This window comes from Nonomuraea sp. NPDC049750, from assembly GCF_040659625.1.
Taxonomy (GTDB): Bacteria; Actinomycetota; Actinomycetes; order Streptosporangiales; family Streptosporangiaceae; genus Nonomuraea.
Genome location: NZ_JBFANB010000030.1, coordinates 1 through 25,514 on the forward strand (window position 1 = coordinate 1; position 25,514 = coordinate 25,514).

General features: G+C 69.9%; 18 protein-coding genes. 7 read left to right on the forward strand and 11 right to left on the reverse strand.

Annotation, left to right across the window (positions count from 1 at the left end; all coding sequences use genetic code 11):
• Positions 1-322 precede the first annotated feature (322 nt).
• The 4 genes from AB0J16_RS46650 (at position 323) to AB0J16_RS46665 (ending at position 4,582) form a co-directional block, all read left to right on the forward strand.
• Complete coding sequence (locus AB0J16_RS46650) at positions 323-1,207, forward strand: hypothetical protein (RefSeq protein WP_358552245.1); 885 nt, start codon at positions 323-325, stop codon at positions 1,205-1,207.
• Positions 1,208-1,303: 96 nt separating this feature from the next.
• Positions 1,304-1,717 carry a peptidase inhibitor family I36 protein gene (locus AB0J16_RS46655; RefSeq protein WP_358552247.1) on the forward strand — a complete coding sequence of 138 codons (414 nt, stop codon included), beginning with the start codon at positions 1,304-1,306 and terminating at the stop codon, positions 1,715-1,717.
• 268 nt (positions 1,718-1,985) lie between these two features.
• Positions 1,986-2,978 (forward strand): NlpC/P60 family protein, encoded by a 993-nt coding sequence (locus AB0J16_RS46660; RefSeq protein ID WP_358552249.1) that lies wholly within the window; start codon positions 1,986-1,988, stop codon positions 2,976-2,978.
• Between the two features lie 80 nt (positions 2,979-3,058).
• On the forward strand, positions 3,059-4,582 hold the full coding sequence (locus tag AB0J16_RS46665; protein ID WP_358552251.1) for a flavin monoamine oxidase family protein: 1,524 nt from the start codon (positions 3,059-3,061) through the stop codon (positions 4,580-4,582).
• Between the two features lie 22 nt (positions 4,583-4,604).
• Here AB0J16_RS46665 and AB0J16_RS46670 read toward each other — a convergent pair whose 3' ends face one another.
• The 4 genes from AB0J16_RS46670 to AB0J16_RS46685 form a co-directional block, all read right to left on the reverse strand.
• Positions 4,605-4,841 carry a hypothetical protein gene (locus tag AB0J16_RS46670; protein WP_358552253.1) on the reverse strand — a complete coding sequence of 79 codons (237 nt, stop codon included), beginning with the start codon at positions 4,839-4,841 and terminating at the stop codon, positions 4,605-4,607.
• A 126-nt stretch (positions 4,842-4,967) separates the two neighbouring features.
• A complete protein-coding gene (locus AB0J16_RS46675) occupies positions 4,968-7,109 on the reverse strand; it encodes a hypothetical protein (protein WP_358552255.1) in 2,142 nt (713 codons plus the stop codon).
• A gap of 68 nt (positions 7,110-7,177) precedes the next feature.
• Positions 7,178-8,782 carry a peroxidase family protein gene (locus tag AB0J16_RS46680; protein WP_358552257.1) on the reverse strand — a complete coding sequence of 535 codons (1,605 nt, stop codon included), beginning with the start codon at positions 8,780-8,782 and terminating at the stop codon, positions 7,178-7,180.
• A 2-nt stretch (positions 8,783-8,784) separates the two neighbouring features.
• Positions 8,785-10,092, reverse strand: coding sequence for a cytochrome P450 (locus AB0J16_RS46685; RefSeq protein WP_358552259.1), 1,308 nt, complete (start codon positions 10,090-10,092; stop codon positions 8,785-8,787).
• A gap of 216 nt (positions 10,093-10,308) precedes the next feature.
• Here AB0J16_RS46685 and AB0J16_RS46690 point away from each other — a divergent pair, with 216 nt between their 5' ends.
• Together AB0J16_RS46690 and ppk2 are read left to right on the forward strand one after the other, a co-directional pair.
• Positions 10,309-11,310 (forward strand): acyl-CoA desaturase, encoded by a 1,002-nt coding sequence (locus AB0J16_RS46690; RefSeq protein WP_358552261.1) that lies wholly within the window; start codon positions 10,309-10,311, stop codon positions 11,308-11,310.
• A gap of 149 nt (positions 11,311-11,459) precedes the next feature.
• Entirely contained in the window at positions 11,460-12,362 is a 903-nt protein-coding gene (gene ppk2 / locus AB0J16_RS46695) for a polyphosphate kinase 2 (protein ID WP_358552263.1), read from the forward strand.
• On the opposite strand, the gene clpB is transcribed toward ppk2, so the two are convergent.
• The 7 genes from clpB to AB0J16_RS46730 all read right to left on the reverse strand — a co-directional run bounded on the left by clpB (position 12,351) and on the right by AB0J16_RS46730 (position 22,321).
• A complete protein-coding gene (clpB, locus tag AB0J16_RS46700) occupies positions 12,351-14,969 on the reverse strand; it encodes an ATP-dependent chaperone ClpB (protein WP_358552265.1) in 2,619 nt (872 codons plus the stop codon). The two genes, ppk2 and clpB, sit on opposite strands and share 12 nt — an antisense overlap.
• Before the next feature lie 12 nt (positions 14,970-14,981).
• Positions 14,982-15,275, reverse strand: coding sequence for a chaperone modulator CbpM (locus AB0J16_RS46705; RefSeq protein WP_358552267.1), 294 nt, complete (start codon positions 15,273-15,275; stop codon positions 14,982-14,984).
• The gene (locus AB0J16_RS46710; RefSeq protein ID WP_358552269.1) at positions 15,272-16,201 is read right to left on the reverse strand and encodes a DnaJ C-terminal domain-containing protein; all 930 of its coding nucleotides are present in this window, start codon (positions 16,199-16,201) and stop codon (positions 15,272-15,274) included. Before AB0J16_RS46710 ends, AB0J16_RS46705 begins: the two co-directional genes overlap by 4 nt.
• Positions 16,201-16,857: a nucleotide exchange factor GrpE gene (gene grpE / locus AB0J16_RS46715; protein ID WP_358552271.1), complete on the reverse strand. Its 657-nt coding sequence runs from the start codon at positions 16,855-16,857 to the stop codon at positions 16,201-16,203. Before grpE ends, AB0J16_RS46710 begins: the two co-directional genes overlap by 1 nt.
• Position 16,858: 1 nt before the next feature.
• Positions 16,859-18,757, reverse strand: a complete 1,899-nt coding sequence (gene dnaK / locus AB0J16_RS46720; RefSeq protein ID WP_358552273.1) for a molecular chaperone DnaK — start codon at positions 18,755-18,757, stop codon at positions 16,859-16,861.
• A 65-nt stretch (positions 18,758-18,822) separates the two neighbouring features.
• Positions 18,823-19,299, reverse strand: coding sequence for a general stress protein (locus tag AB0J16_RS46725; RefSeq protein WP_357954175.1), 477 nt, complete (start codon positions 19,297-19,299; stop codon positions 18,823-18,825).
• A 133-nt stretch (positions 19,300-19,432) separates the two neighbouring features.
• The gene (locus AB0J16_RS46730; protein ID WP_358552275.1) at positions 19,433-22,321 is read right to left on the reverse strand and encodes an AAA family ATPase; all 2,889 of its coding nucleotides are present in this window, start codon (positions 22,319-22,321) and stop codon (positions 19,433-19,435) included.
• Positions 22,322-22,423: 102 nt separating this feature from the next.
• On the opposite strand from AB0J16_RS46730, the gene AB0J16_RS46735 reads away from it, so the two are divergent.
• A complete protein-coding gene (locus AB0J16_RS46735; protein ID WP_358552276.1) occupies positions 22,424-25,420 on the forward strand; it encodes a glycoside hydrolase domain-containing protein in 2,997 nt (998 codons plus the stop codon).
• The last annotated feature ends 94 nt before the right edge of the window (positions 25,421-25,514 follow it).

The window sequence follows — 25,514 nt, forward strand, 5'->3', positions numbered from 1 at the left end:
TCCACCACGGCGGCATGGGCGGTGCAGGGAGCGGTCGCGGTGAGCCTACTCACCCACCGCCCCCATCAGGTGATGGGTGACCAGGCGGCATCGACGCGTGTACCGCACGGGCTGGAGCCCAACCTGCACCCTGCCCACCCCCCGCCACCACGATATGTGACCGTAACGCTACCAAGAGTTGGCGTCTTTGGGTAGAACACGTGAGCGATACACCTCGAGCTGTGGAGCCGCCGGTGACGACGCCCGCCATCGGGGCTACCCTCTCCGCAACCCGTCCGAATGCCCTTGAATTGCTGTCATACACGCGAGGATGATCGCCCCTATGCGAGTTGTCGTTCTCGTCTGGGAAGGTCTGCTCGGACTCGCCACGATCGGGATGATCGTGGTAGCGCTGCTGAGCGCGCCGAGCGTGCATCTGGTCAACGTGCTGGCGCAGGCCGGGCCCTTGGGGCTGGTGGCGACAGGGCTGGCACTCTCGTTCCGCGCCGGGACGCCCAACGTGGCCGTCGGGTCGATCTCCGCTCTCACCGGCATGGTCACCGCGTCACTGGCGACACAGGGACTGGGCTGGGCCGCGGCGATCATCGCGATCGTGCTCGCCACGGTCGGCGGGCTCGTGCTGGGCCTGTTCGTCGCCGCGCTCTCGGCTCCGGCGTGGGCCGTGACTCTCGGCGCGGCCGTGGCCTGCGAGGCGGTGGTCATCGCGATAGCGGACGGCCAGACCGTCTTCTTCCAGCCCGGCGGTGACTTTCCGGGCTTTGTGTGGTTCGTGCTGTTCGTCATCGTGTCCTTGGGCGGCGCGCTGGCCTGGAGCGCCCTGCGCCTGAAGTCGGTGTGGCTCGGCGCCATCGTCGGGCTGGGCGGGTCGAGCCTGCTCGCCGCCCTGGGCGGAGTGGCGCTGCTGACCCGCCTCCACGCGGCGAGCCCCGCCTCGGGCTGGACCACCACCATGACGGCCCTGGCCGCGGTCCTGCTGGGCGGGATCAGCGTGCACGGCAAGCGGGGCGGCGTGGCGGGCACCGTGCTCGCGGTGCTGTTCCTGTCGCTGGTCCAGGCGCAGCTGGCGATCTGGGGCACGCCGTTCTGGGTGTTCATGCTCGTCACGGGAGGGGTGATCCTGGCCGCGCTGCTGGCCGGTCGGCTGGCCGACCTCGCGGCCCCGGAGGCACCCCGGCCCGTGACGCCGGAGCCGCGCATGCCCGTGTGACACGGCCTTTCCCTCGATCACAACTCTTCCGTCGGGAAGATCGCATCATGTATGTTCGACCCATCATCGAAGGAAAGTTTCACGTGAAGAGGGGCAATGGGCAAGAAGCTTCAGATGCTCGCGCTACCGATCGCAGCCGCCGCGCTGGCCATCCTGCCGACCATTCCCGCCCAGGCCGCCACGGGCTACGACCGGTGCCATGACGGCAACTACTGCATGTTCTCCGGCCTCGACGGCACGGGCGACATCATCGAGATCCAGAGCGACACGCCGGATCTGGCCGCCTTGAACATGGCCGACCGGGGCAAGTCCGACTGGAACCGGACGAGCTCCTGGATCCACCTCTACTCCGAAGCCAATTACGGCGGCTGCTCGGCGGTGACGTCTCCGGGCGGCAAGGGCAACTTCTTCTCCACCTACCGCGACTTCTTCGACTCCGTCCGCTTCGACGGACAGAACGGACCGTCCTGCGGCATCGAGGACACCTTCCGGGTCAAGTCCCACTTCTGACCGCAGCATGAAGCTGACAGCGACACGAAGCTGATAGCAGTACCTGGCGCCCCGGCATCGCACCCGCGATGCCGGGGCGCATTCATGTCCGCTCGGTTGCCCACTGAACGTCCCGGGGTTCGTGCGCGTATCTCCTCATGGGTCGGCGCACCACACCCCTATCGCCGTTAGTACGGAACCGCGCAGGCCGTCCCCGCGCCGAACAGGCCATCACTTCTGTACGGTTCCGGCCAACGGTGGACTGTTACGAGGAGGCATCGTAGTGGCCGTGCCGACAAGGCTTGGGCGGATGGCTATGGCCGCGGCGCTGGCGTCGCTCGCATGGGCCGCCACCGCCCCGGGGAGCGCCGTCGCCGAGCCGGCGCCCACCCCGCAGGCCAAGGCCAAGGCCAGAGCCAAGCTGGTCAAGCTGAACGAGCAGGCCGACAAGGTGGTCGAGGAGTACAACCAGGCCACCGAGAGCTACCAGAAGGCCAAGACGAAGTACGACGCCCTCAACGCCGAAGTCGGCCGCAAGGGCGTACAGGCCGACGCCCTGCGCAGAGACCTCGCCGCGGTGGCGGTGAGCAACTATCAGTTCGGCGAGTTCGCTGGCTGGCAACGCTTCGTCGTCGAGGGCACCCCCGAGGCGACCCTGGGCGGCATGGCCGCCCTCGATCAGATGGCGCAGGACAGGGCGGCGAAACTCCGCGCCTACGAGGCGACCACCAAGGACCTGCGCGATCGGCGCGACGACGCCAAGACCGTCCTGGCCGAGACCGACGCGGCGCGCGACAAGGTGCGCGGGCAGAAGACGGAGGTCGAGAAGCTCATCGCCGAGCAGACCAAGATCTTGCGCAAGCTGGGTGCCTTCCAGACCGGCAACCCCAACAGCACCGGCATCAAGTACACCGGGCCGGCCTCCGGCAACGCCCTCGCCGCGCTCCAGTTCGCCTTCGCCCAGGTCGGCAAGCCGTACCGGTACGGCGCCACGGGTCCCGGCTCCTACGACTGCTCCGGTCTCACCCAGGCCGCCTGGCGGGCCGCGGGGGTCGGGATCCCCCGCACGACGTACACCCAGTGGAGCTGGGGCGCGAGCCGTCGCGTGTCACTCGACAAGCTGCGGCCCGGCGACCTGCTCTTCAGCAGAGGGCTGGGCCACATGGGGATGTACGTGGGCAACGGCAAGATGGTCCACGCGCCGCAGACCGGGGACGTCGTCAAGGTGGTCGACCTCGACGACTACTGGCGTGCCCGCCTCCTCGGCGCCATCCGCCCCTGACCACAACGCGCGGGTCGCAGTCCGTACGAGCTCACCCCTGGCGCTCATCGTCACTTAGAGCGATCATAAATGTGCTTTAGGTGACGACGAAGGAGTGTGACCCCCTGGAAGAGAACCCGTCGACAGCGCTCGGTACGGCCATGCCCGCGGAGCTCATGGCCGCCGGAGCGCCACGACCGAGTCACGACCTCAGAGTGCCCGCGGACCTGGTCGCGGCGGCCGAGCACGGACTGGCCGCCGGCGGCCGGCCGCACAAACGCGTACTGATCATCGGTGGCGGAATGGCCGGTCTGGTCGCCGCCTACGAGCTGATGCGACAGGGGCACGAGCCCATCGTCCTGGAAGCCCAGCAGCGGGTCGGCGGGCGCGTGCTCACCCTGCGCGGATTCGCGCCCGGCCTCTACGCCGAGGCGGGCGCGATGCGGATCCCACGCGTGCACGACCTCACACTCGCCTACTGCGAGAGGTTCGGGCTGACCCTGCGGCCGTTCGTCATGGGCAACCCCCGCGCCCTGGCCTACATCCAGGGCATCAGGACCACGATCAAGGAGCTCAACGACAACCCCGACATCATCGACTTCGGCCTGGCCGAGCACGAGCATGGCCGCACCTACGAGGACCTGTGGCGCACCGCCACCCAGGAGATCCACGACCTCTACGCGCAGGAGGGCGAGAACGCGCTCGACCGCATCTGCGCGGAATATGACCGCTACTCCATCCGCAGCTTCCTTCGCGAGCGTGGATTCTCCGAGGGGGCCATCGAGCTCTACGGCGTCATGAGCTTCCGGGAGGCCAACCTCAACGCGGCGGTCATCGAGCAGTTCCGCGAGATCATCGGGCGCGCGTTCGAGGACATGCAGGAGATCGAGGGCGGCGCCGACCGGTTGCCGACCGCCTTCTACCACGAGCTCAGGAACCACATCCGGTTCGGTCACGAGGTCTCCGCCATCGAGCAGGACGACCACTCGGTCACCCTGCACCTCAAGACCGGATCGGGCCGGACGACGCTCACCGGCGACTACGCCATCTGCACGATCCCGTTCTCGGTGCTGCGCGACGTCGAGACCCGGCCCGCCTTCTCCCGCCGCAAGCAGCGCGCCATCCGCGAACTCAACTACAACGCCTCCACCAAGATCCTCTTCCAGGTGCGGCGGCCGTTCTGGGAGCAGACCGACGGCATCATCGGCGGCACCACGGTCACCGACCTGCCGATCCGGCGCATCTGCTATCCCTCGCATCCCGTCCCCGACGAACGCTCGATCATGCTGGCCAGCTACACCTGGGGCCAGGACGCGCTGCGCTGGGGCGCGATGTCCTCGCAGAAGCGGATCGACCAGGCGCTCGAGGACGTCGCCAAGATCCATCCCCACATCTACGACCACTTCGAGTTCGGCGTCACGCACGCCTGGTACAACGACCCCTACGCGGCCGGCGCCTTCGCCCTGTTCGAGCCGCACCAGCAGAGCAGTCTGCATGACGCGATCATGGCGCCGGAGGGCCGCGTGCACTTCGCCGGCGAGCACTGCTCACTGTGGCACGCGTGGATCGAGGGCGCCCTGGAGTCGGGGCTCAGCGCGGCCCGAGCCGTACACGAGGCGGGCTGAGCACAGTCGGCGGGCGGGCGCGTCAGTGGCGCGCCCGCCCGGCGTAGTGGCGCAGGTGCGCCGCCGCCGTGGTCAGGTCGGCGGCGGCCGCCGCGCAGGCGGCGACGTGGGCGTCGATCGCCTCGCGCAGCCATGGCGGCGTCCCACCGGCCAGCTTGGCCTCGATCTGGCGCAGACGTACGGCGCAGTCGGCCAGCGCGCGGATGTCGGCCTGCAGGAATGCGGCGTGGGCGGCGATCGCCGCGGGATCGGCTGTCATCGGTCCTCCGGTCGGGGGGTCGGCCGCTCAGGGAGTCGGGAGCGCAGGTACCTGGCGGTTCGGGGGTCGGATAACGCTCGTGGGGCGATAGCGCAGCGGGGCGGCAGCTCAGGGGAGGTCGGCCGCTCAGGGGGTCGGAAGCGGGGCGGCGGCGTCGCGGAGCGTCTGGCGGGCGGTGGCCGACAGGCACAGCAGCGGGCGGGCGCCGTCGAGGCCCAGCTCCCGAAGCTGGCGGGCCAGCGGGTGCGCCGACCCCGGCGCCACGGCCAGCCGGAGCCGTGGCACGGGATGCAGGCGGCCCAGGCCGCGAGTCCGTACGCAGGAGCGCAGCGCGCCGCCCTCCGCCCCCCGCGCGTAGCCGACCAGGTCGCGGTCGCTCACGGGCAGCCAGGGGCCGAGGACCCCGCTCAGCGTGAGCAGCCGGTCGTCGAGGCCGCCGACGGCGATGCGCGCGTAACCGGAGGTGAGCTCGAACTCCAGCGGCACCAGGTACGGCTCGCCGCCCCACAGCCGTGGCGCCACGGCGCCGAGGGCGGCGGCGTCGATCACGGAGCCGGCCAGGAAGCTGCCGGAGCGCCGACGGTCGGCCCCGCGCGGCAGATCGAGCCAGACGCGCGGCGACCTCGACCGCCACGGGCCGGGTACGACGATCCCGAGGTGGAGCTCGCGGTAGCCGCCGCCCGCGCTGGTACGCCGGTCCCAGGAGGCGTGCACGGCGACCAAGGCGCGCCCGCCGACCCGTACGGCGGGCCCGAACCCGGTCCCCTCCAGCAGTGCCGCCGCCCCGGCCGGGTCCGCGGCGAAGTAGGCCGTGAGGCCGCTGCCGTTGTGGCACCTGATCGGCAGCTCGATCCCGTTCATGGCATACGTGGGCACCGTGAGGAAGGGCGAGCCGGCGGGGCGGGGGGCTCGGTCGGACAGCCGGTACGCCTGCGAGCGGACGACCTGCCCCCGGAACGGCCCGAGCCGCCCGTCGATCCGGCGACGCGCCTCGGGCAGGTCGTCGGCGATGTTGGCGATGTAGTGCTCGATGCTGTGGCAGAGCGGGAACAGGTGGGTGGCGTCGAAGTAGTCCACGACGTACCAGTCGGGATGCAGGTCGAAGCAGGTGCCCGCGCCCTGCCCGTCGAGGGTGGGGACGATGTCGTGCTGGTTGGTGACGCTGGCGACCCAGGTGCGCGGGTCGGCGGGCCGCTTGAAGTCGACGGGCGAGCCGACCGCGACGGCGTGCGTGACGGTGTAGCGGGCGCAGAACTCCGCGTCCTGGGCCAGGTTCATGATGGCCGCGCCGCCCGCGCTGTGGCCGATGAGTGCCAGCTCGGCGCCTTGGGGCAGACCGTAGTCGTCGATGGCCTTGGCCAGCGCGCGGCTGTAGGGGCTGCTGTCCAGCACGGCGCTGCTGAAGGCGCCGAGCAGGTCCTGGGGCGATTCGCCGTCGAGCCGTCCCGCCCGCATGCCGGGCGCCTGGACGACGTGACGCACCGCTCCGTCGAGGCCCGCCACGCTCTGGATGAGCACCCGTCCCGTCGTACCGACCACGCTGATGTTGCGCAGGAACCCGAGCAGCGAGCCCTGCGGGCTCAGCCGCGCGGATTCGGCCGCGGACAGCTCGACCCGGCGCGCCGCCCCCTCCCCCGTGTCGAGGACGGCGACCATCCTGTTGCTCATGCCGGTGATCGGGTCGGCGGTGGCGTAGCCCTTGCCCGTCGCGATCAGCCAGGCGGTGTCGTCGTTGAGCGGGTTCTCGTCGAGCAGCGCCCGCAGGGCGAGGACCTCGCCGAAGACCGGGGCGAGGGCGCTGAGCGCGCGTACGGCGCCGCGGTCCTTGAGCAGGGCGCGCAGCGCGCGGACGGCCTCCAGGTCGCGGTCGGCGGCGGCGGCCTCGATGAGCCGGCCGAGCATGGGGTCGGTGCTCAGCTCGGGGTGGTCGAGGGCGACGGCGGCGATCCGCAGCCGCAGCGAGGTGGCCAGCACGCGTACGGCCAGGCTCTCCGTGCCCGCCATGCCGCCGAGCTTGGCCGCCAGGGTGCCCAGCGGGCCGCCGGTGAGCGCGTAGCCCAGCCCCGCGCCGTTGGTGATGGCGCGCAGCAGCGCGCGGTGGGCCAGGTAACCCGCTGAGGGGGCGTGCGGCAGGGCGCGCAGCAGGGCGCCGTCGGTGAGCGCGGCCGTGGCGTGGCCCGCCGCCTCCCGGATCGTGACCCCGATGTCGACCAGCTCACGGGCCGCGGCACGCATCGACCCGGCGGCCGGGTCGCTCCCACCTCTCACCGAGCCTCCCGCCCAACCACTCACCGAGGCACTCGACGGGCCGCCCGTTGGGCCGACCGGAGGGCCGCTCATCGGGCCGTCCGTCGCGTCATGCTGACGAAGCGGGGGCTCGGATCCTCCGGGACGTTGCGGTGCAGCACGTCCGACAGCGTCCGCGTGCTCGCGATGATCCGCATGCCGTGCGGGGAGAAGGTCGCCGCGTTGGACACCCGCGGGGCCAGCAGCGGATTGGTCAGCGCCTGGGAGAAAGCGTCGATGGCGATGATCTTCGTGAGCAGCGGCGGCAGGATGGCGTCCGGGTTGCCGGGCTCCTCGGCGAACAGGCCGACGTAAAGGTCGAGGTCGTCGACGCTTCGGTAGAGCTCCCGCAGCGCGCCGCTGACCCGCTCGTCGCCGGAGACCTGGTCGAAACCGCGCACCCGGGGGAACCTGCAGTGTTCGCGGTAGCTGTTGTAGGGGGCCAGGCCGAGCGTGCGCGAGTCGGCGATGCTGGCCACGTCCACCTCCCTCAGGAGGGGGTCGGTGTTGAACAGGCCGACGCGGCCGGCGCGCTGGCGGGAGGCGTCCTCGAAGAGCCGGCCGAGGCCGTGCTCGGGGATCAGCGCGCCGCCGAGAAGGGTCCGCGCCATCGGCAGGTCGTGGCCGCCCACCGACAGCTGGGAGGGGATCAGGCTGTGCCAGCGGTAGACGAGGTTGAACTCCACCGAGGCCCAGTTCTCGCGGTGCCAGGGCACGTGGGCCAGCTTCGCCGACAGGCGCGAGTCCAGGGTGAAGCGGAAGTGGTAGGGCGTGATGTGGTTGATGTACTCCTCGACGACCAGCTTGATCAGCAGCACGATGAGGATGTTGCGCGCCGTCTGGAACAGGCGCTCGTCGTCCCAGCGCGGGCAGAGCTGGCCGAGCAGGCGGGCCACCCTGTTGTGCTCGCGCAGGAACAGCACCGTCAGCATGGTGAAGCCGAGCTGGATGTTGCCCCGGTCGCTCCCGGTCGCGAACAGGGTGTCGCGCTGCTGGTCGGTGAGCTCGGCGAAGCGGATGACGCTCAGGGCGGCGAACTCCGGTTTGATCTTGCCGTTCTCGCACAGGTAGGGCGGGAACTCCCCGCCGTTGATGAACTGGCTCTTGAGCAGCCCGCCCTGGAAGGTACGGAGCGCCGCCGTCGCCGTCTCGTGCAGGCCGTAGACCTGGTTGAGGTCGATGTGGTGATTGGAGCTGTTCTTGCGGGGGTCGCGCGGGAGGTGGACGTCACCGCGCAGGAAGCCGTCGGTGAACCACTGGGCGAAGTAGGCGAACAGCACCGTGGAGCGCGGGCACGGGATCATGCTCTCGCCACGGGTGAACAGGTCTGCGGCCTTCTCGGGGGTGGGCCGGGCGCTCTCGGGCACCGCGAGCGGGGGCAGGTGCCTGCCGCTGTAGGTGCGGTCGGTCAGCGAGGCCCATGAGGTGTAGTCGGCCATCGTGCTCAGCGGCTCCGGCCGTGGCGGCATCTCGCGGACCGCCTGGTCGATCAGCAGGGCGTTGAGGCGCCGCCGTACGGGCTGGATGGACTGGACGAGATCCCAGAATGGCCGGCCGTTGGTCAGCGCCAGGAACCTAAGCCGGTTGACCGCCCCGTCGGTGGCGATGCTCCGCGCCGTCGTCCGGCTCTTCGCCGTGGTCCGGCGCTTGGCCATCGTCATTGTTCCTGGCCTTCGGCGCCGAGCCCGAGGACGAACCGGTCGGGGAAGATCCCGCCGGCCCGGACGACCCGCCCCTCCGGCGGCGGGAGCAGGCGCACCCCGGGACGCAGCAGCAGCCGGCGTACGGCCTCGCAGATGACGGCCCTGGCCGGATGCACGCCCAGGCAGGCGTGCTGACCGAAACCGAAGAACAGCTGATGGTGGCCCGGCCGGTCGAGGCGGAACTCCTCGGGCTGGGCCACCACGTCCGCGTCGAACATGGCCGAGGCCGGCGCGGCGAGCACGAGCGTGCCCGCCGGGATCATCGTGGCGCGGGGGGTGCCGGCGGCCAGGACGTAGTCGCGCTCGCACAGCCGGGGCAGCAGCTTGAAGAACGGGTTGAACCGCAGCGCCTCCCAGACATGACGGTCGAAGGGGGCGGGGTCGGGGTCGCCGGCGGCCTCGATGGCCTGAGCCAGCACCTCCGGGCGCAGCAGAAGCTGCTCGACCGCCTCGACCATGGCTCCGGGCGCGCTCTCCACGAACCCCAGCGGCAGGCCGGCCATGTTGATCAGGATGCGTTCGTCGTCCACGCCGATCTCGGCGGGCAGGGCGGTGGCGGCGAGCCGGGTGAAGACGTCGTCGGGCAGGCGCCGTCCCGCCCGCAGCGCGGCCCGGCGTTCGGTGAGCCGCTCGCGCAGGTAGGCGATCATCTCCGAACCCGCGCGGACCGACGCGGCCTGGATCTTCGGATCGCCCAGGAAGTTGGCGAAGCCGTCGGTGACGATGGCCCGCGTCCACCGCGACAGGGTCTGCGCGTCGGGGCCGGGGAAGCCGAAGTAGGTCGCGGACACGCCCAGGGCGACGGGGCGGAACAGCCCGTGGACCGCTTCGACGCCGCCGGACGGCCAGGCGATGTCGAGCCGCTCGTCGGCCAGGCGCCCGGCCAGCTCGCGCACCCCGGCCACGTCGCGCGGGTCGAGCATGACCTGCATCAGCCCTTTGTCCCGCCAGTTCATCGGGGTGGCGTCCCGGCCCAGCATGAAGGGGCCGCCCAGGGCGGCGTCGAGACGGGGACCGAAGGCGCGTACGGAGAAGACCGTCTCGCGGGAGAGCACCTCGGTGACGTCGGCGAAGCGGGTCACGACCGTGAAGGCGGGCGTGACGAAGATGGGGCGGCGCTCGCGCAGCTCGGCGAACAGGGCCCGCCAGTCGCTGCGCAACCACTCCCGGACCAGGCCGAACGCGGAGATCGGATCACGCGCCAGCGCCTCGTCGTATCTCTCCAGATGGCCGCCCGTGGTTGTCTGATCGACAGCACCCATGCCGTATGGCCCTTCTGTCCGACGCCGGAGCGAACAAAGATCATTACGGTCTGTAGCCGCAACTAGGCATGCGATACCCATTTCTTGGTGACTACCCTATGGAGTGTTTTGATTCCCCTGAGTGACGGGTTCATCACTTCCAGGTCATTGCCGTGCGCTGGGGACGCGGCCGTTGAATGAGGAGCCCAATCGTCCTCGCCGATCATGGGAGGCAGTGTGAGCTCGTCATCCATCCCGCAGCCGGATTCGGGCAGGGCGGGCTCGGACGCCACGGATTCGGGCAGGACGGATTCGGGCAGGACGGAGACGGTGACGGCCACCACCGGCCGCCGGACCGTCTATCTGATCGTCCTGGTGGTGCTGCCCGTGCTGCTTCCCGTCCTGGCCGTGCCCGCCGCCTGGGGATGGGGCGTCGGCCCGCATGACGTGGTGATCGCGGTGGTGATGTACCTGGTCAGCATCTTCGGGATCGCCATCGGCTACCACCGGCTCTTCACCCACCGCGCCTTCAGGTGCAACCGGCCGCTGCGGGTCGCGCTCATGCTGGCCGGCGGCATGGCGGTCGAGGGCCCGGTCACCCTGTGGACGGCCGAGCACCGCCGGCACCACAAGTACGCCGACCGCGAGGGCGACCCGCACTCGCCGTGGCGTTACGGCGACAGCGGCCTGGCCCTGCTGCGCGGCATGGCGCACGCCCACATCGGCTGGTTCTACACCGCACGCGACCGCTCCAGCCGCCGGCACTGGGTGCCCGACCTGCTGGCCGACCCGGACGTGCGGCGGTTCGACGCCGCCTATCCGGCCGTGGCGGCGTTGTCGTTCGCGCTGCCGGCGGCAGTGGGCGGGCTGTGGTCGATGTCGTGGGCGGGCGCGTGGACGGCGTTGTTCTGGGGCGGGCTGGTCCGCTACGCCGTGGTACACCATGTCACGTGGTCGGTGAACTCCATCGCGCACACCTTCGGTGATCGCCCGTTCCGTACCCGGGACCGCTCGTCGAACGTCCGGTGGGTGGCGTTGCTGACGCTCGGCGAGGGCTGGCACAACTGGCACCACGTGGAGCCGACCTGCGCGCGGCACGGGGTGCTCAGCGGGCAACTCGACCCCAGCGCCCGGCTGATCCGATGGTTCGAGCTGGCGGGCTGGGCCCACGGCGTGCACTGGCCGGACCCCGACCGCCTGAGCGCCCGCCGCGTCGACCAGGGCGATCAGCGCCCCTGACTGCGCCGAGCGTGTCGGCCAGCGCGATTGACGCCCCTGACAGCGCCGCCCCGGCGGTCGAATGGACGACCTCGGACGGACATCAAGCGTTCAACTGTCCGCCTCGCACATACCGCTTTACCGGGCGTTTTTTGGGCAAGTCGGTTGTTATGGAGCGGGTTTCTCTGCTGGACTCCACCCCAGGGCTGCTGGTGGACGACAGCGACGACGACGATCCGGTGCTGCTGCGGCCGGACGGCAGCCGGGTCGACACCTGGCGTGAGCACTATCCCTATCCCGAGCGGCTGCCGCGGGAGAAGTACGACCACGACAAGCGGCTGTTGCAGATCGAACTGCTGAAGCTGCAGTACTGGGTCAAGGCCAACGGGCAGCGCCTGGTGATCCTGTTCGAGGGGCGTGACGCGGCGGGCAAGGGCGGCACGATCAAGCGGTTCATGGAGCATCTCAACCCGCGCGGGGCCACCGTGGTGGCGCTGGAGAAGCCGTCCGAGCGGGAGCGTACCCAGTGGTACCTGCAGCGCTACATCGCCCATCTGCCCGCGGCCGGGGAGATCGTGCTGTTCGACCGGTCCTGGTACAACCGCGCCGGGGTCGAGCGGGTGATGGGGTTCTGCACCGAGGCCGAGTGCCGGGAGTTCATGGTGCAGGTGCCGCAGTTCGAGCGGGCGCTGGTGCGCGACGGCATCCACCTGGTCAAGCTCTGGTTCTCGGTGACGCGCTCGGAGCAGCGCACCCGGTTCATCATCCGGCAGGTCGATCCGGTCCGGCAGTGGAAGCTGTCGCCGATGGACCTGGCCTCGCTGGATCGCTGGGACGACTACACCAGTGCCAAGGAGGAGATGTTCCTCAACACCGACATCCGCGAGGCGCCGTGGACGGTCATCAAGAGCAACGACAAGAAGCGGGGACGCCTGGAGGCGATGCGCCACGTGCTGAGCCGCTTCGACTACGACAACAAGGACCACGAGGTGGTCGGCACCCCGGACCCGCTCATCGTCAGGTCGGCGTCCGACATCTACGACGAGGACCACACGGCAAGCTCAACCCCCTGACCCGTGGAAGGTGACGGTCGGCTCGCCCTTGTCGACGTCGACCGTGACGGTCGAGCCCTCGGGGATGTCGCCGCTGAGCAGCGCGCGGCCGATCCTGGTCTCGACCTCGCGGGCGATGAAGCGCCGCAGCGGCCGGGCGCCGTAGACCGGGTCGTATCCCTGGTTGGCGATCAGCCGCCGCGCCGCCTCCGTGACCTCCAGGGTGAGCCGCCGGTCCGCCAGCCGCGACCGGATGTCGTCGAACATCAGGTCGACGATCTGCTCGATCTCGTTCTCGGTCAGCGGCTTGAACAGCACGATGTCGTCGACCCTGTTGAGAAACTCGGGCCGGAAGTGGCGGCGCAGCTCCCCCATCACCCGCTCGCGCGCCTCGGGCTTGATCTCGCCGTCGGAGGTGACCCCGTCGAGCAGGTACTGGGAGCCGATGTTGGAGGTCATGATGACCACGGTGTTGCGGAAGTCGACCGTACGGCCCTGAGCGTCGGTCAGCCGCCCGTCGTCGAGGACCTGCAGCAGCGTGTTGAACACGTCCGCGTGGGCCTTCTCGATCTCGTCGAACAGCACCACCGAGTACGGCTTGCGCCGCACCGCCTCCGTCAGCTGGCCGCCCTCCTCGTACCCGATGTAGCCCGGAGGGGCGCCGACGAGGCGGCTGACCGTGTGGCGCTCCTGGTACTCGCTCATGTCGATGCGGATCATGTTGTCCTCGGTGTCGAACAGCGCCGCCGCGAGCGATTTGGCCAGCTCGGTCTTGCCGACACCGGTCGGCCCGAGGAAGAGGAAGGATCCGATGGGGCGTCTGGGGTCCTTGATGCCGGCGCGGGCGCGGATGACGGCGTCGGCCACCAGCCGCACCGCCTCCTCCTGGCCGATGACGCGCTCGTGCAGGATCTCGTCCAGCCGCAGCAGCTTCTCGCGCTCCGCCTCCTTCAGCCGGCTCACCGGGATGCCGGTCCAGCGCGAGACGATGGAGGCGATCTCCTCCTCGGTCACGACCTCGCGCAGCAGCCGGTGCCCGTGCTGCCGGGTGTCCAGCCGCTCCTCCTCGCCACGCAGCCGCCGTTCCAGCTCGGGGAGCTTGCCGTGGCGCAGCTCGGCGGCGCGGTTGAGGTCGTAGTTACGCTCGGCCAGCTCCGCCTCCCGCCGTACGGACTCGATCTCCTGCCGCAGGGCCTGGACCTTGCGCAGGGCCGAGCGCTCGGCCTCCCACTGCGCCCGCATCGCGTCGGCTTCTGCGCGCAGGTCGGCCAGCTCCTTGCGCAGATCGGTGAGGCGGGTCCGGCTCGCCACGTCGTCCTCCTTGGCCAGCGCGGCCTCCTCGATCTCCAGCCGCATCACCCGCCTGGTCAGCTCGTCGAGCTCGGCGGGCATGGAGTCGATCTCGGTACGGAGCATCGCGCACGCCTCGTCGACCAGGTCGATCGCCTTGTCCGGCAGGAACCGGTCGGCGATGTAGCGGTGGCTCAGATTCACCGCGGCGACGAGCGCGCTGTCCTGGATCTTCACCCCGTGGAAGACCTCCAGCCGCTCGCGCAGTCCGCGCAGGATCGAGATGGCGTCCTCCACGGAGGGCTCCTCGACCAGCACCGGCTGGAAGCGCCGCTCCAGGGCCGCGTCCTTCTCGATGTGCCGGCGGTACTCCTCGACCGTGGTCGCGCCGATCATGTGCAGTTCGCCGCGCGCGAGCATCGGCTTGAGCATGTTGCCGGCGTCCATGGCGCCTTCGGTCGCCCCGGCGCCCACCACCGTGTGGAGCTCGTCGACGAACAGCAGGATCCGGCCCTCGGCCGCCTTCACCTCGTTCAGCACGGCCTTGAGGCGTTCCTCGAACTCCCCGCGGTACTTGGCGCCGGCCACCAGCGAGCCCATGTCCAGGCTGAAGATCGTCTTGTCGCGCAGTCCCTCGGGGACGTCACCGCGCACGATCCGCTGGGCGAGCCCTTCGACGATGGCCGTCTTGCCGACACCGGGGTCACCGATCAGGACAGGGTTGTTCTTGGTCTTGCGGGAGAGGATCTGGATCACCCGGCGGATCTCGGAGTCGCGGCCGATGACCGGGTCGAGCTTGTCCGCGCGGGCCTCGGCGACCAGGTCGCGCCCGTACTTCTCCAGTGCCTCGTAGGCCACTTCGGGCATGGCGGAGGTGACCCGCTGGTTGCCCCGGACGGCGGTGAGCGACTCCAGGAAGCGGTCGCGGGTCAGTCCCTGGCCGTGCAGCAGCCGTCCCGAGGCGCCCGAGGTCCCCTCCTCGATCATGGCCAGGAGAAGATGCTCGACGGAGACGTACTCGTCCTTGAGCCGCTTCGCCTCCCGCTCCGCGCTGTCGAGCAGCCGGGACAGCCGCTGGGTGACGAAGACCTGGCCCGGTGTCGTGCCCGGCCCGCTGACCTTGGGCCGGCGCGAAAGCTCCGCCTCCAGGTCGGTGATCAGGCTGTCCGTGTTCGCCCCCGCCGCCGCCAGCAGCCGAGGTGCCAGCCCTTCCGGTTGTTCGAGCAGGGCCAGCAGGAGGTGCTCGGCGTCGACCTCGGTGTGCCCGTGGCGTATGGCCTTGGTCTGGGCGTCGTGCAGGGCCTCCTGCGATTTCTGCGTCATCCGGTTCGGGTCCACTCCAGCCCCCTTTTAGTGTCGTTCAGACAAGCGCCGCAGGTTTGCTTCCAGCTCCTCGATCCGGTCGAGCAGGTCGATCACCAGGCCGATGGCGGCGTAGTTGATCGACAGGCCGTGGTGCAGCCGCTGGATCCGGGCGGCCACGGCCACCTGGGCGGGCGGGAAGCACAGCTCCCCTCTGGCGTCCCTGACCGGTTCGAGCAGGCCGAGCGCCACGAGCCGGCGGATGGCCTCCGGGTGCAGGCCGGTGGCGCGCGCGTAGGAGTTCAGGTCCAGGCGCGCCGGCCGTACGAGTGCGTAGGTCATGAACGCCCCCTCGGGTCGAAGGCCGAGACGGCGGCGAGCTGCTCGAACAGCCGCCGCTCCTCCTCGGTGAGCCGGGGCGGCACCATGACGCGGACCTCGGCGAAGAAGTCGCCGGCGCCGCCGCCGCGCGGGTCGGGCATGCCGCGCCCGCGCAGCCGCAGGCGGCGGCCGGTCGGGGTGCCCGGCGGCACCTTGAGCTTCGCCTCGCCGCCCGGCGTGTCGATGGCGACCGTGGCGCCCAGCGCGGCCTCCCAGGGCGCCAGCGGCAGGACGGCGTGGATGTCGCGTCCCTCGACGCGGTATCGGGGATGGTCGGCGATCCGGACGATGAGGTAGAGATCGCCCCGCGGCGCGTCGCCGCTTCCGTGGCCGCCCTCACCGGCGAGTCTGACGCGCCGGCCGTTCGTGACACCCGGAGGGATCGTGACGTCCAGCCGCCGGCCGCCGGGCAGCGTGATGGTGCGGCTGCCGCCCTTGTACGCCTCCTCGACCGTCAGCGTCAGCTCGGCCTCCTGGTCGGCACCGGGCACCGGCCCCCAGCCGCGCCCGCCTCGGCTGCCTCGGCCACCTCGGCCGCCGAACATGCCGCCGAGCAGGTCCTCGATGTCGATGCCGCCCTCGAAGCCCTCTCCCCCCGCCGGACGCCACTGGCGGCCGCCCCCGGCGCGGGCGTACTGCTCGGGGTCCATGTCGGGCGGCACCTGGCGGAAATCAGGACCGAACGCGTCGTACCTGCGGCGCGTTTGGGGATCGGACAGTACGGAGTACGCCTCCGAGATCTCCTTGAACCGGTCCTCCGCCCCGGGATCCTTGTTGACGTCGGGATGGTTGGCGCGTACGAGCTTGCGGTAGGCCCGCTGGATCTCGTCCTGGTCGGCCTTGCGGTCGACGCCCAGCACTTCGTAGAAGTCCCGCCGGACGACCATCACTCCGCCTTCTTCGACACGACCACCACCGCGGGGCGCAGCTGCCGCTGGCCGTCGCCGTAACCGGGACGCACCACCTCGACGACGGTGCCGGGCGCGACGTCGTCCCGTTCGACGGTGGCCACCGCCTCGTGGTGGACCGGGTCGAAGGGCACGTCCCTCTCGTCGTGGCGGGCGTACCCGAGGCGGGACAGCACCGCCAGGGCCTGGTCCCGTACGGCCCGCACCCCCTCGGCGATGGCTCGCGCCTCGCCTTTCTGACCGGCCGCGTGGCCCAGGGCGAGCTCCAGGTTGTCCAGGATGGGCAGCCACTCGGCCGCCACCCTGTCCCGTTCCTCGGCCCGCAGCCGTTCGGCGTCGCGGGCGATGCGTTTGCGTACGTTGTCCAGTTCGGCGACCGAACGCAGCCAGCGGTCCTCCAGTTCGGCGAGCTTCGCGTCGGTCTCCGCGGAGGCGTCGGCGGATGTCTCCGCAGGCGCCCCGGCAGGCGGTTCCGCAGGCGCCTTCACGGGCATGTCGGCGGGCGTGGGCCTGGGCGCGTCCGCCTTCGCGGGCGTGGACCTGGGCGCGTCCGCCTTCGCGGGCGCGCCCGGTGCCTGCCGAGCCGGCGCTTCGGCCTGGTCCGTCCGGTTCGTCCGGTCTTCGTGGCCGTTCATGTCACTCCGAGTCGGATGTGGTGAACTCGGCGTCGATCACGTCCTCGTCCCGGCCGGCAGCGGCCTCCGTCCTGCCCTGCGGCGGTACGCCGGCCTGGCCCTCCGGCCGGCCGCTGACCGCGAGCCCGTGATAGACCTGCTGGAGTTCGCCGCTGAGGCCGCGCAGCCGGTCGAGCGGCGCCTCTTCCTTGACCGCCTGCCGGGCGTCCTGGACGAGTTGCTCGGCACGCGCCTTCTCGTGGACGGGGACACCGTCGCCGAGCTCCTGCAGGCGGCGTTCCACCTGGTAGGCGACCGAGTCCAGCTCGTTGCGGGCGTCGATCGCCTCCCGGAGCCGGGCGTCCTCGTCACGGTGCTGCTCGGCGTCCTTGACCATCCGCTCAATGTCCTGCTTGTCCAGGTTGGAGCTCTCGGTGATGGTGATCTTCTGCTCGGCACCGGTGTCCTTGTCGCGGGCGGTGACGTTGAGAATGCCGTTGGCGTCGATGTCGAAGGTGACCTCGATCTGCGGCTCTCCCCGGGACGCGGGACGGATGTTCTCCAGCCGGAAGCGTCCGAGCACCCGGTTGTCGGCCGCGCGCTCCCGCTCCCCTTGCAGGATCACGATGTCGACGGCGTTCTGGTTGTCGTCGGCCGTGCTGAAGGTCTCGGTCCGGCGGGCCGGGATCGTGGTGTTGCGTTCGATGACCTTGGTCATGACGCCGCCGAGCGTCTCGACGCCCAGCGAGAGAGGCGTGACGTCGAGCAGGACGACGTCCTCGACCTCGCCCTTGAGGATGCCCGCCTGGATCGCCGCGCCGATGGCCACGACCTCGTCCGGGTTCACCGTCATGTTGGGGTCCTTGCCGCCGGTGAGCCTGCGTACGAGATTCTGCACGGCGGGCATGCGGGTCGACCCGCCGACGAGGATCACCTCGTCGATGTCCGACGGCCTGAGCTTGGCGTCCTCCATCGCCTGCTCCACAGGATGGACACAGCGCTCGACCAGGTCGGCGGTGATCTGCTCGAACGTGGAGCGCATGAGCGTGGTGTTGAGGTGCTTCGGCCCCGCGGCGTCCGCCGTGATGAACGGCAGGCTGATCGTGGTCTGGGTCACCGCCGACAGCTCGACCTTGGCCTTCTCCGCCGCCTCGAACAGCCGCTGCAGGGCCTGCGGGTCGCGGCGCAGGTCGATGCCCTGGTCCTTCTGGAACTCATCGGCCAGGTAGTCGACGATCCGCCGGTCGAAGTCGTCGCCGCCGAGGTGCCCGTCGCCGGAGGTCGAACGTACCTCGACGACCCCCTCACCGATGTCCAGGATGCTGACGTCGAAGGTGCCGCCGCCCAGGTCGAAGACCAGCACGGTCTCGTTGGACTTCTTGTCCAGCCCATAGGCCAGCGCGGCGGCGGTCGGCTCGTTGATGATCCGCAGGACCTCCAGCCCGGCGATGCGGCCCGCGTCCTTGGTCGCCTGGCGCTGGGCGTCGTTGAAGTAGGCCGGGACGGTGATGACGGCCTCGGTCACCTTCTCGCCGAGGTACTTCGCCGCGTCGGCGGCGAGCTTTCGCAGCACCAGGGCCGAGACCTCCTCCGGCGCGTACTGCTTGTCGCCGACCTGGAAGCGTACCGATCCGTCCGGCCCTTCCACCACGTCGAAGGAGACCGCGTGGATCTCGCTCTCGACCTCGTTGTAGCGGCGGCCGATGAACCGCTTGGCGGAGTAGATCGTCCCCTTAGGGTTGAGTATGGCCTGTCGGCGGGCCAGCTGGCCGACCAGCCGTTCGCCCTGGTCGGTGAACGCCACCACCGACGGTGTCGTCCGGGACCCCTCCGCGTTGGGAATGACCGTGGGCTGACCGTCCTCCGTGGCGGCGATCACCGAGTTGGTCGTACCGAGATCGATACCGACTGCTTTCGCCATGGCGAGCTCCCCCTAGCCGCTTTTTTCGCCGGCCGCTTTTTTCGCTAGCCGCTTTTTTCTTTTTGCTAGCCGCTTGTCTTGCCGAGCAGTTCCTGGGCCCTGGCCACGTGTTCGGATTCGACGAGGACGTCGTACTTGTCGGCTACCAGCCCGCTCTCCGAGACGAAGTCCCGGCGGCCGCCGTGCACCGAGTGCGAGATCAGGCCGTAGATCGCTCCGGCGATCAGCCCCCACAGCAGGCCCCACAGCAGCAGGCCGACCATGGCCGAGGGCCTGGGCGCGAAGAAGATCCCCAGGAACAGGCCGATGAGCACACCGAACCAGGCTCCGGACGCGGCGCCCAACCCGGCGGCGCGCAGGTACGTCATGCGCGAGACCACCCGCTCGATCGAGCGCAGTCCCACGCCTACGATGAGCGTTCCCTGTACGGGGAACCCGTGGTCGGACAGGAAGTCCACGGCCTTCTCGGCCTCGGCGTACGTCGGATAACTGGCGACCGGGACCCGGTTCGCGGTGATCGGGCCCGGGGATGCTAGAGACACGGCTCCTCCTCGCGTTCAGGCGGGATATCTCTGCGTACGCTTACGAGTGCGTACGCTTTCGAGGCTTCACCGGGCATCCGTCCGCCACATCCCCCAGATGTGTAGTCATCACCGTCTGCGCGGTCATACGGGCTCAGGCTCCTGCCACGCCGGACGGGCCGGTCTCGATCCTTTCCTGCGACACCACGAGGCGTACGAGCTCGATGCGGGAGTTGATCTGCAGCTTGCGGTAGACGTGCCGCAGGTGGAAGGCCACCGTGTGCACGCTGATGAAGGTCTGCTCGGCGATCCGCCGGTTGGTCCATCCGTCGGCGACGAGCAGTGAGATGTTCCGCTCGGTCTCGGTGAGGCTGTCCCAGCCGGAGACCGGCCGCTCGGCGTAGCTCCAGTGGCGGTGACGGACGCCCATGCCGCGCAGCCGCTTACGGACGCGCGCCGAATCCCTGACGGAGCCGAGGTCCTGGTAGATCTCGAGGGCGCGATCCAGGTTGCCGGCCGCTTCCTCGTGCCGCCCGGCCGCGACGAGCGCCATGCCGAGGTCCTCCACGGCCGAGGCCCGCCCCCACGTGTCGTCCGTCCGCTCGGCGGCCTGGGCGAGGGCGTCGCAGTCGCCGTCGAGCAGGCCACGGGCGTGCGCGGCCGAGGCGACCAGCGCGGCGAACTCCGGGTTGCCCTTGCTGAGCGCCTCCACGGTGGCCACGACCGCCTCGGCTGCCGGACGGTCGTCGGCGGCCAGGGCGACGCGGACCATCCACGCACCCGCCGTAGGGTCCACGGCGAGCATCGAACGCAGCCGGCCGAGTGGCGTGGGGAGGTCCGCGAGCCCGGGTGGGGCGGGAGAGTCCTGCCCACGCGGGACGGGAGAGTCCGCGAGTCCGCGTGGCGCGCGAAGATCCGCCTGCCCGCGTGCAGCGGGAAGGGCCGTTAGCAGCGTCATCGCGCTCAGTGGCCCGTCGCGTACCTCGGCGACCTGTGCCGTCAGCAGGGTGTGGCGTGGATGGCCGTCGAGTGGGCCGCCTGTTGCGTCCGCGACGTACCGTGACGCCGCGCGCAGGTCGCCGCGCCGTAGCGCGACGGTGGCGAGGACGGCGTTGGCCACCGTGGCGGGCAGTGGGGTGCCCAAGGTGGTGGCCAGGTCCAGGGCTCTCTCCGCCTCGGTGACGGCGTCGGCGAAACGGCCCGCGGCGAGCTCGGCCCGCGCCTCCAGAGCGGAGGCGTACGCGGTCCAGGTCAGGTGGCCGTCGGCGGACATGTCCGCACGGGCCTCCCGGAGGATGGCGCGGGCCTCGTCGAGCCGGTGGATGTCCATGAGCAGCGCGGCGGAGACGAGCAGGGATTCGTAGCGATGCACGGGCGAGTCGTCCGTCCCGGCCGGCCGCTCGTCCGTGACGGCCAGCCGCCGGGCATCCTCGGCGAACGCCAGTGCCTCGGAGAGCCGGCCCTCCTCCCACTCGGCGACCGCGAGCGTGACCAAGGCCGCGACCGTGGCCACCGGACCGTGCCGGGAGCCGCCTTCCAGGACCTCGTACGCGTACTCCTGGGCGGATGTGCCCGACCCCCGCAGGCGCGTCAGGGCGTACAGCCGGACCAGGACCGCCCGGTCGCGCACGTGGCCGGGCAGATCGGGCACGGCCAGCACCGTCTCGGCCAGCCGCAGGGCTTCCTCGATCCGGCCGGTCAGATACATGATGTCCGACAGGAGGCAGCGCAGTTCGGCCGGGTCGTCCGCCGGGTCGCGATCGGCCAGGCCCTCGTTGACCAGCCGCTCGGCCTCCTGCAGCCGCCCCCCGGCGATCGCCGTGTCGATGACGGCGACCAGGTGGCCGGGGCTGCGGCCAGGGTCGGGGCCATGGCTGGAACTGTGGCCGGGGCCGGGGCCGGAGACGTCCGGCGACCGACTCGCCGGTCCGGCGTAGATGGCCGGTGGCAGGCTTGCCGGCCCGGCGTTGACATCCGATGGCCGACTCGAAGGTCCGGCGTGGACATCCGGAGGCCGGCTCGCCGGTTCGGCGTGGGTGCGGACGCCGAGTTGGTCCAGCAGCGCGTGCCGTACCGGTTGCGGGACTCGCGTGGCGACCACGAACCTGACCAGTTCGTGGCGGAAGGTGAGGCCCTGTGGGGTGGCGGCCAGGATGCCCGCCGCCATGCACTCCTCGACCAGCGGAAGCAGGGCGGCCGGTGTGGTGCCCAGCAGTGACGTGGCCTGTTCCGGCGAGAAGGACCGGCCCAGCACGGCGACGGTCTCCACCAGATTCCTGGCACCCGTGCTGAGCGCCTCGATCCAGTGGCGGACGACCATGCGCAGCCGGTGGGGAACGTATCCATGCGGCAGGACGGCTCCGGCTCCCAGCCGCCCTTCGTCCCGGAGACCGGCGAGCAGCTCGCTGATCAGCAGCGGATTGCCGCCGGCGCCGTCCGCCAGTGCCAGCAGGGCCGGCTCGGGTGACGCCCCGAGCGTCTGCGTCATCAGCCCGACGACCGCCTCCGGCGAGAGCGGCGTGAGCTCGACTCTGGCGGCTCCTTCTCGCTCCAGGAGATCGAACAGGAAGGCGGCCTGGCCCTGTTCCACTGCGGTGGATCGGCTCAGCAGCCAGCCGATGGGCCGGGACGCGAGCACGTGGTGCAGGGCGCGCAGCACCATCAGCGTCATCGGGTCCGCCCAGTGCAGGTCGTCGAGCACGACCAGCACCGGTCCCGTGGCCCGTTCCTCGAGGCCGGATCTCAGGCGTTCGAGGGTACGCGCCCGCGAGTCGCCGGGATCACCGCCGGCGGCGGGCTCGAAGCGCAGGTCGAGAGCCTGGTACAGCATTCCGCAAGGGATCAGCTCGCCCAGCTCCCCCGGGCCGCCCTGGAGCACGCTGATGTGGCGCTCGCCCGCGGCGCGGGCGGCTTCGGTGAGTAGGCGGGTCCGGCCTGCCCCCGGTTCGCCGTCCACCAGCAGCGTCCCGGCCGCGCCCCCCTCTATCGTGCGCAGCAGGCTCTCGACACAGTGCCATTCCCGATCGCGTTCCCACATTCGCATCCCCCAATTCCTGGCTTTCCGGACAGGAGGTGACAAATCTCATGCCGGGGGAGATTTTTCCCTCTTGACCCAGACTTACACAAGAACCCATGATAAGTGGCCATGCGACGTAGAACCATCCCGTTACTCTGCGCCACCCTGCTGCTCGCACCGTTCACCCCCTTCGTTCCAGCCGCCATGGCCGGTGCGAAGGCCGCACAGCTCTGGGTCGAGAGTCCACAGAAGACCGTCTACCGCACGACGACGGTCCCGCAGATTCCGAGCACCTCCATCAATCTCGTGGCCGCCCGCGGTGAGTACGAGAGCGCGCAGATCGCCGTGCGCGCGAAAGAACGGCTGCGTATCGAGCGCGTACGGTTCGGCAACCTGACCGCGGGCGGCAAGCGGCCGATCGCGGGAGCCAACCTGAGCTACCACTTCGTCGCCTACAAGGACGACAGCAAGGTCGCGGCGAACCCGTTCTTCCCCGACCGTGAGGGCAACCTGCTCTATCCCGAGTCGGCCATGCCGGACCCGCTGTCCAACGACCAGGCGACCTGGGTCGAGGCCGGCCAGACTCAGCCCGTCTTCGTGACCGGCTTCGTGCCCCGCGGCACGGCGCCCGGCACCTATCGCGGTACGGCGACGGTCGAGACGACTCGCGGCACCTACCCGGTCCCGATCCAGGTCAATGTGAGCAACGTCGAGGTCCCCACGATCGACAAGTCACCGTTCACCAATTACCACTGGACGATGACGAACGGCTTCACCTGGGACGGCTTGAGCTGGAACGGTGCGGCCAGCCAGGCCTACGACGTCGGCAAGTATTACTACGGTGTCGAGACCTACAGCGACGCGTGGTTCCGCCTCATGGACGAGTTCGCCCGCAAGCTCGCCGAATATCGCACCAACATGGTCTGGCTCCGCACCGACCTGTTCCTGCAGTCCACCGGCACGGAGCTGTCGGACTTGGTCAAGGGAATCCCGGGCGACATCGACTGGACGAACTTCGACCGCTACGTCGAGACGTTCAAGCGGCGCGGGATCACCAACTTCGCCAACCAGCATCTCGTTCACGCGCTGAACAAGATGCCGGACAACGAGAAGCCTGACGACAGCTGGAACACCAAGCTGCCGGACAGTCTGCCGGTCACCGACGCCTTCCTGACGAACTATCTGACCGCGCTGTACAAGCACCTGAAGAGCAAGGGCTACACGAACGGCCTGACGTGGTATCAGCACATCAGTGACGAGCCCATCACCGCCAACCAGCGCAACCTCTGGACCTATGTCGCGCGCAAGATCAAGCAGATCAATGCCGATATCGGCGCCGATTTCCGCACCATGGACGCCGATCCCGATGGCATCCTGCTCGACGACAGGACCAAGCCCTATGTCGACACCTGGGTTCCGCTGACACCGGCGTTCGAGCGCAAGAAGGCCGGCTACAAGGCACAACAGGCCGCGGGTCAGGACCTGTGGGTCTACACGTGCGAGGTCAACACTCCCCCGTGGCTCAACCGCTTCTGGACGCAGCCGACGATGACCGGCCGCATGCTGTTCTGGGACCTCGAGCGTGAGGGCGTGCAGGGTCATCTGCACTGGGCGTGGAACGCGTGGTACGTGGGTCCCTGGAAGGGCGACTCCTATATCGTCTATCCCGACAAGGCCAACTTGACGGTGAAGAGCAGCGTGCGCCTCGAGGCGCAGCGCGACGGTCTTGAGGACTACGAGCTGCTCTACATCCTGAAGAAGCGCGACCCGGCCTTGGCCCAGCGGATCGTCGACAGCGCGATCAGCCCGGAGGACCCGCGGCGCTACACGCTCGACCCGGCCTATCTCGACGCTCTGCACGGCTACCTCGTGCGGGCGGCCGCGGGCGAGCCTGTCGGCGCCGTTCCCCAGCCGACCAGCCCCTACGAGGGCCAGGACGTCCCGAACACCTTCCTGGTCGACAACACCGACAGCGGCATCGGCTACTCCGCCGGCTGGGCGCCGCGGCAGCGGCAGTCCGCGTACCTCGGCAGCGTGCACATCGGCAAGAGCGCCGGTGACAAGGCGACCTACGAGTTCGAGGGCACCGGTATCGACGCGTTCTTCGAGAAGAACACGACGACCGGAAAGGTGTCCGTGTCGGTCGACGGTGGGCCGGCCACGGTGCTCGATCTCTACGAGGCGGTCCAGTACGACCGCTTCACCGCGTATCAGAAGACCGGGTTGAGACCGGGCAAGCACCAGATCCAGCTCACCAACCTGGAGAACAGAGAGGTGCGGCTCGACGGATTCCGTGTGCGACTCGCGCCCGGGCAGCAGCACTTCGACGCGACGTTGAAGGATCTCAAGCTCACCAACGTCTCGGAATTCTCCTTCGAGGGATATCGCGGTGACTACACGCTGCTCGTCAACGAGGGCAAGAGCACAGTCGGCCTGACCCCGACGCTGACCGACGCCGGCGGCACGATCACCGTCGACGGCAGCCCGGTCGCCAACGGTGCGAGCGTCGACGTCAACGTGGCGAACGGCAAGAACAAGGTCGAGATCCGCACGCTGGCAAGCGATGGCAAGACCGCGAAGACCTATGCGCTCACGCTGGTGAAGGGCGCGGTGAACACGGCGGAGGCCAACATCGCCCGAAGCTATTCGGCGGTATCCGCTTCGGCCGCCCGCGATGGCGACGGCGGCGTGCAATACGGCCCGCAGAAGATGGTCGACGGCGAATACGGCACGATGTTCGCCGCCAAGCAGGGCTACACCGACGCGAATCCGTTCCCGCACGAGATCGTGCTGGACTGGAAGGAGCCGAAGGCGTTCAACACGCTCGTCGTCGCGACCCGTGGTGGCATTCCGCAGGGCCTGACCGATGTGGACGTCGAGGTCTCGGCCAACGGCACCGACTGGACGACCGCGGTGCGGGGCGCCGCGTTCCGGTGGACGCACGACGATGACGACGGAGTCATGGAGTATTCGGCCGCCGATCTTCCCGACCTGCAAGGCGTCAGGAAGCTACGCCTGAAGATCAACGATGCGAACTACACCCGCTGGAGCATGTACGCCGTCTATGAGCTGGAGCTCTACAACCTGCCGGCCATCCGTTCGGCGACGAACGGTCAGCCCAGGTAGCCGCCATCTAGCACGCCGGTGAGCAAGCAGATTCGCGCCCGTCGCCTTGGTCAGGCGACGGGCGCCATCCGCGGCACCGCGACAGCGATGATCC

Excerpts from the sequence above, each read along its gene's own strand:
- AB0J16_RS46655 (WP_358552247.1), top strand. The coding sequence starts at position 1,304 with ATGGGCAAGAAGCTTCAGATGCTCGCGCTACCGATCGCAGCCGCCGCG.
- AB0J16_RS46710 (WP_358552269.1), bottom strand. The coding sequence starts at position 16,201 with ATGGTCGTCCGGCGGGACTTCTACGAAGTGCTGGGCGTCGACCGCAAG.
- AB0J16_RS46685 (WP_358552259.1), bottom strand. The coding sequence starts at position 10,092 with ATGGGTGCTGTCGATCAGACAACCACGGGCGGCCATCTGGAGAGATAC.
- AB0J16_RS46705 (WP_358552267.1), bottom strand. The coding sequence starts at position 15,275 with ATGACCTACGCACTCGTACGGCCGGCGCGCCTGGACCTGAACTCCTAC.
- ppk2 (WP_358552263.1), top strand. The coding sequence starts at position 11,460 with ATGGAGCGGGTTTCTCTGCTGGACTCCACCCCAGGGCTGCTGGTGGAC.
- AB0J16_RS46735 (WP_358552276.1), top strand. The coding sequence starts at position 22,424 with ATGCGACGTAGAACCATCCCGTTACTCTGCGCCACCCTGCTGCTCGCA.
- AB0J16_RS46730 (WP_358552275.1), bottom strand. The coding sequence starts at position 22,321 with ATGCGAATGTGGGAACGCGATCGGGAATGGCACTGTGTCGAGAGCCTG.
- dnaK (WP_358552273.1), bottom strand. The coding sequence starts at position 18,757 with ATGGCGAAAGCAGTCGGTATCGATCTCGGTACGACCAACTCGGTGATC.
- AB0J16_RS46680 (WP_358552257.1), bottom strand. The coding sequence starts at position 8,782 with ATGGCCAAGCGCCGGACCACGGCGAAGAGCCGGACGACGGCGCGGAGC.
- AB0J16_RS46650 (WP_358552245.1), top strand. The coding sequence starts at position 323 with ATGCGAGTTGTCGTTCTCGTCTGGGAAGGTCTGCTCGGACTCGCCACG.
- AB0J16_RS46670 (WP_358552253.1), bottom strand. The coding sequence starts at position 4,841 with ATGACAGCCGATCCCGCGGCGATCGCCGCCCACGCCGCATTCCTGCAG.
- grpE (WP_358552271.1), bottom strand. The coding sequence starts at position 16,857 with ATGAACGGCCACGAAGACCGGACGAACCGGACGGACCAGGCCGAAGCG.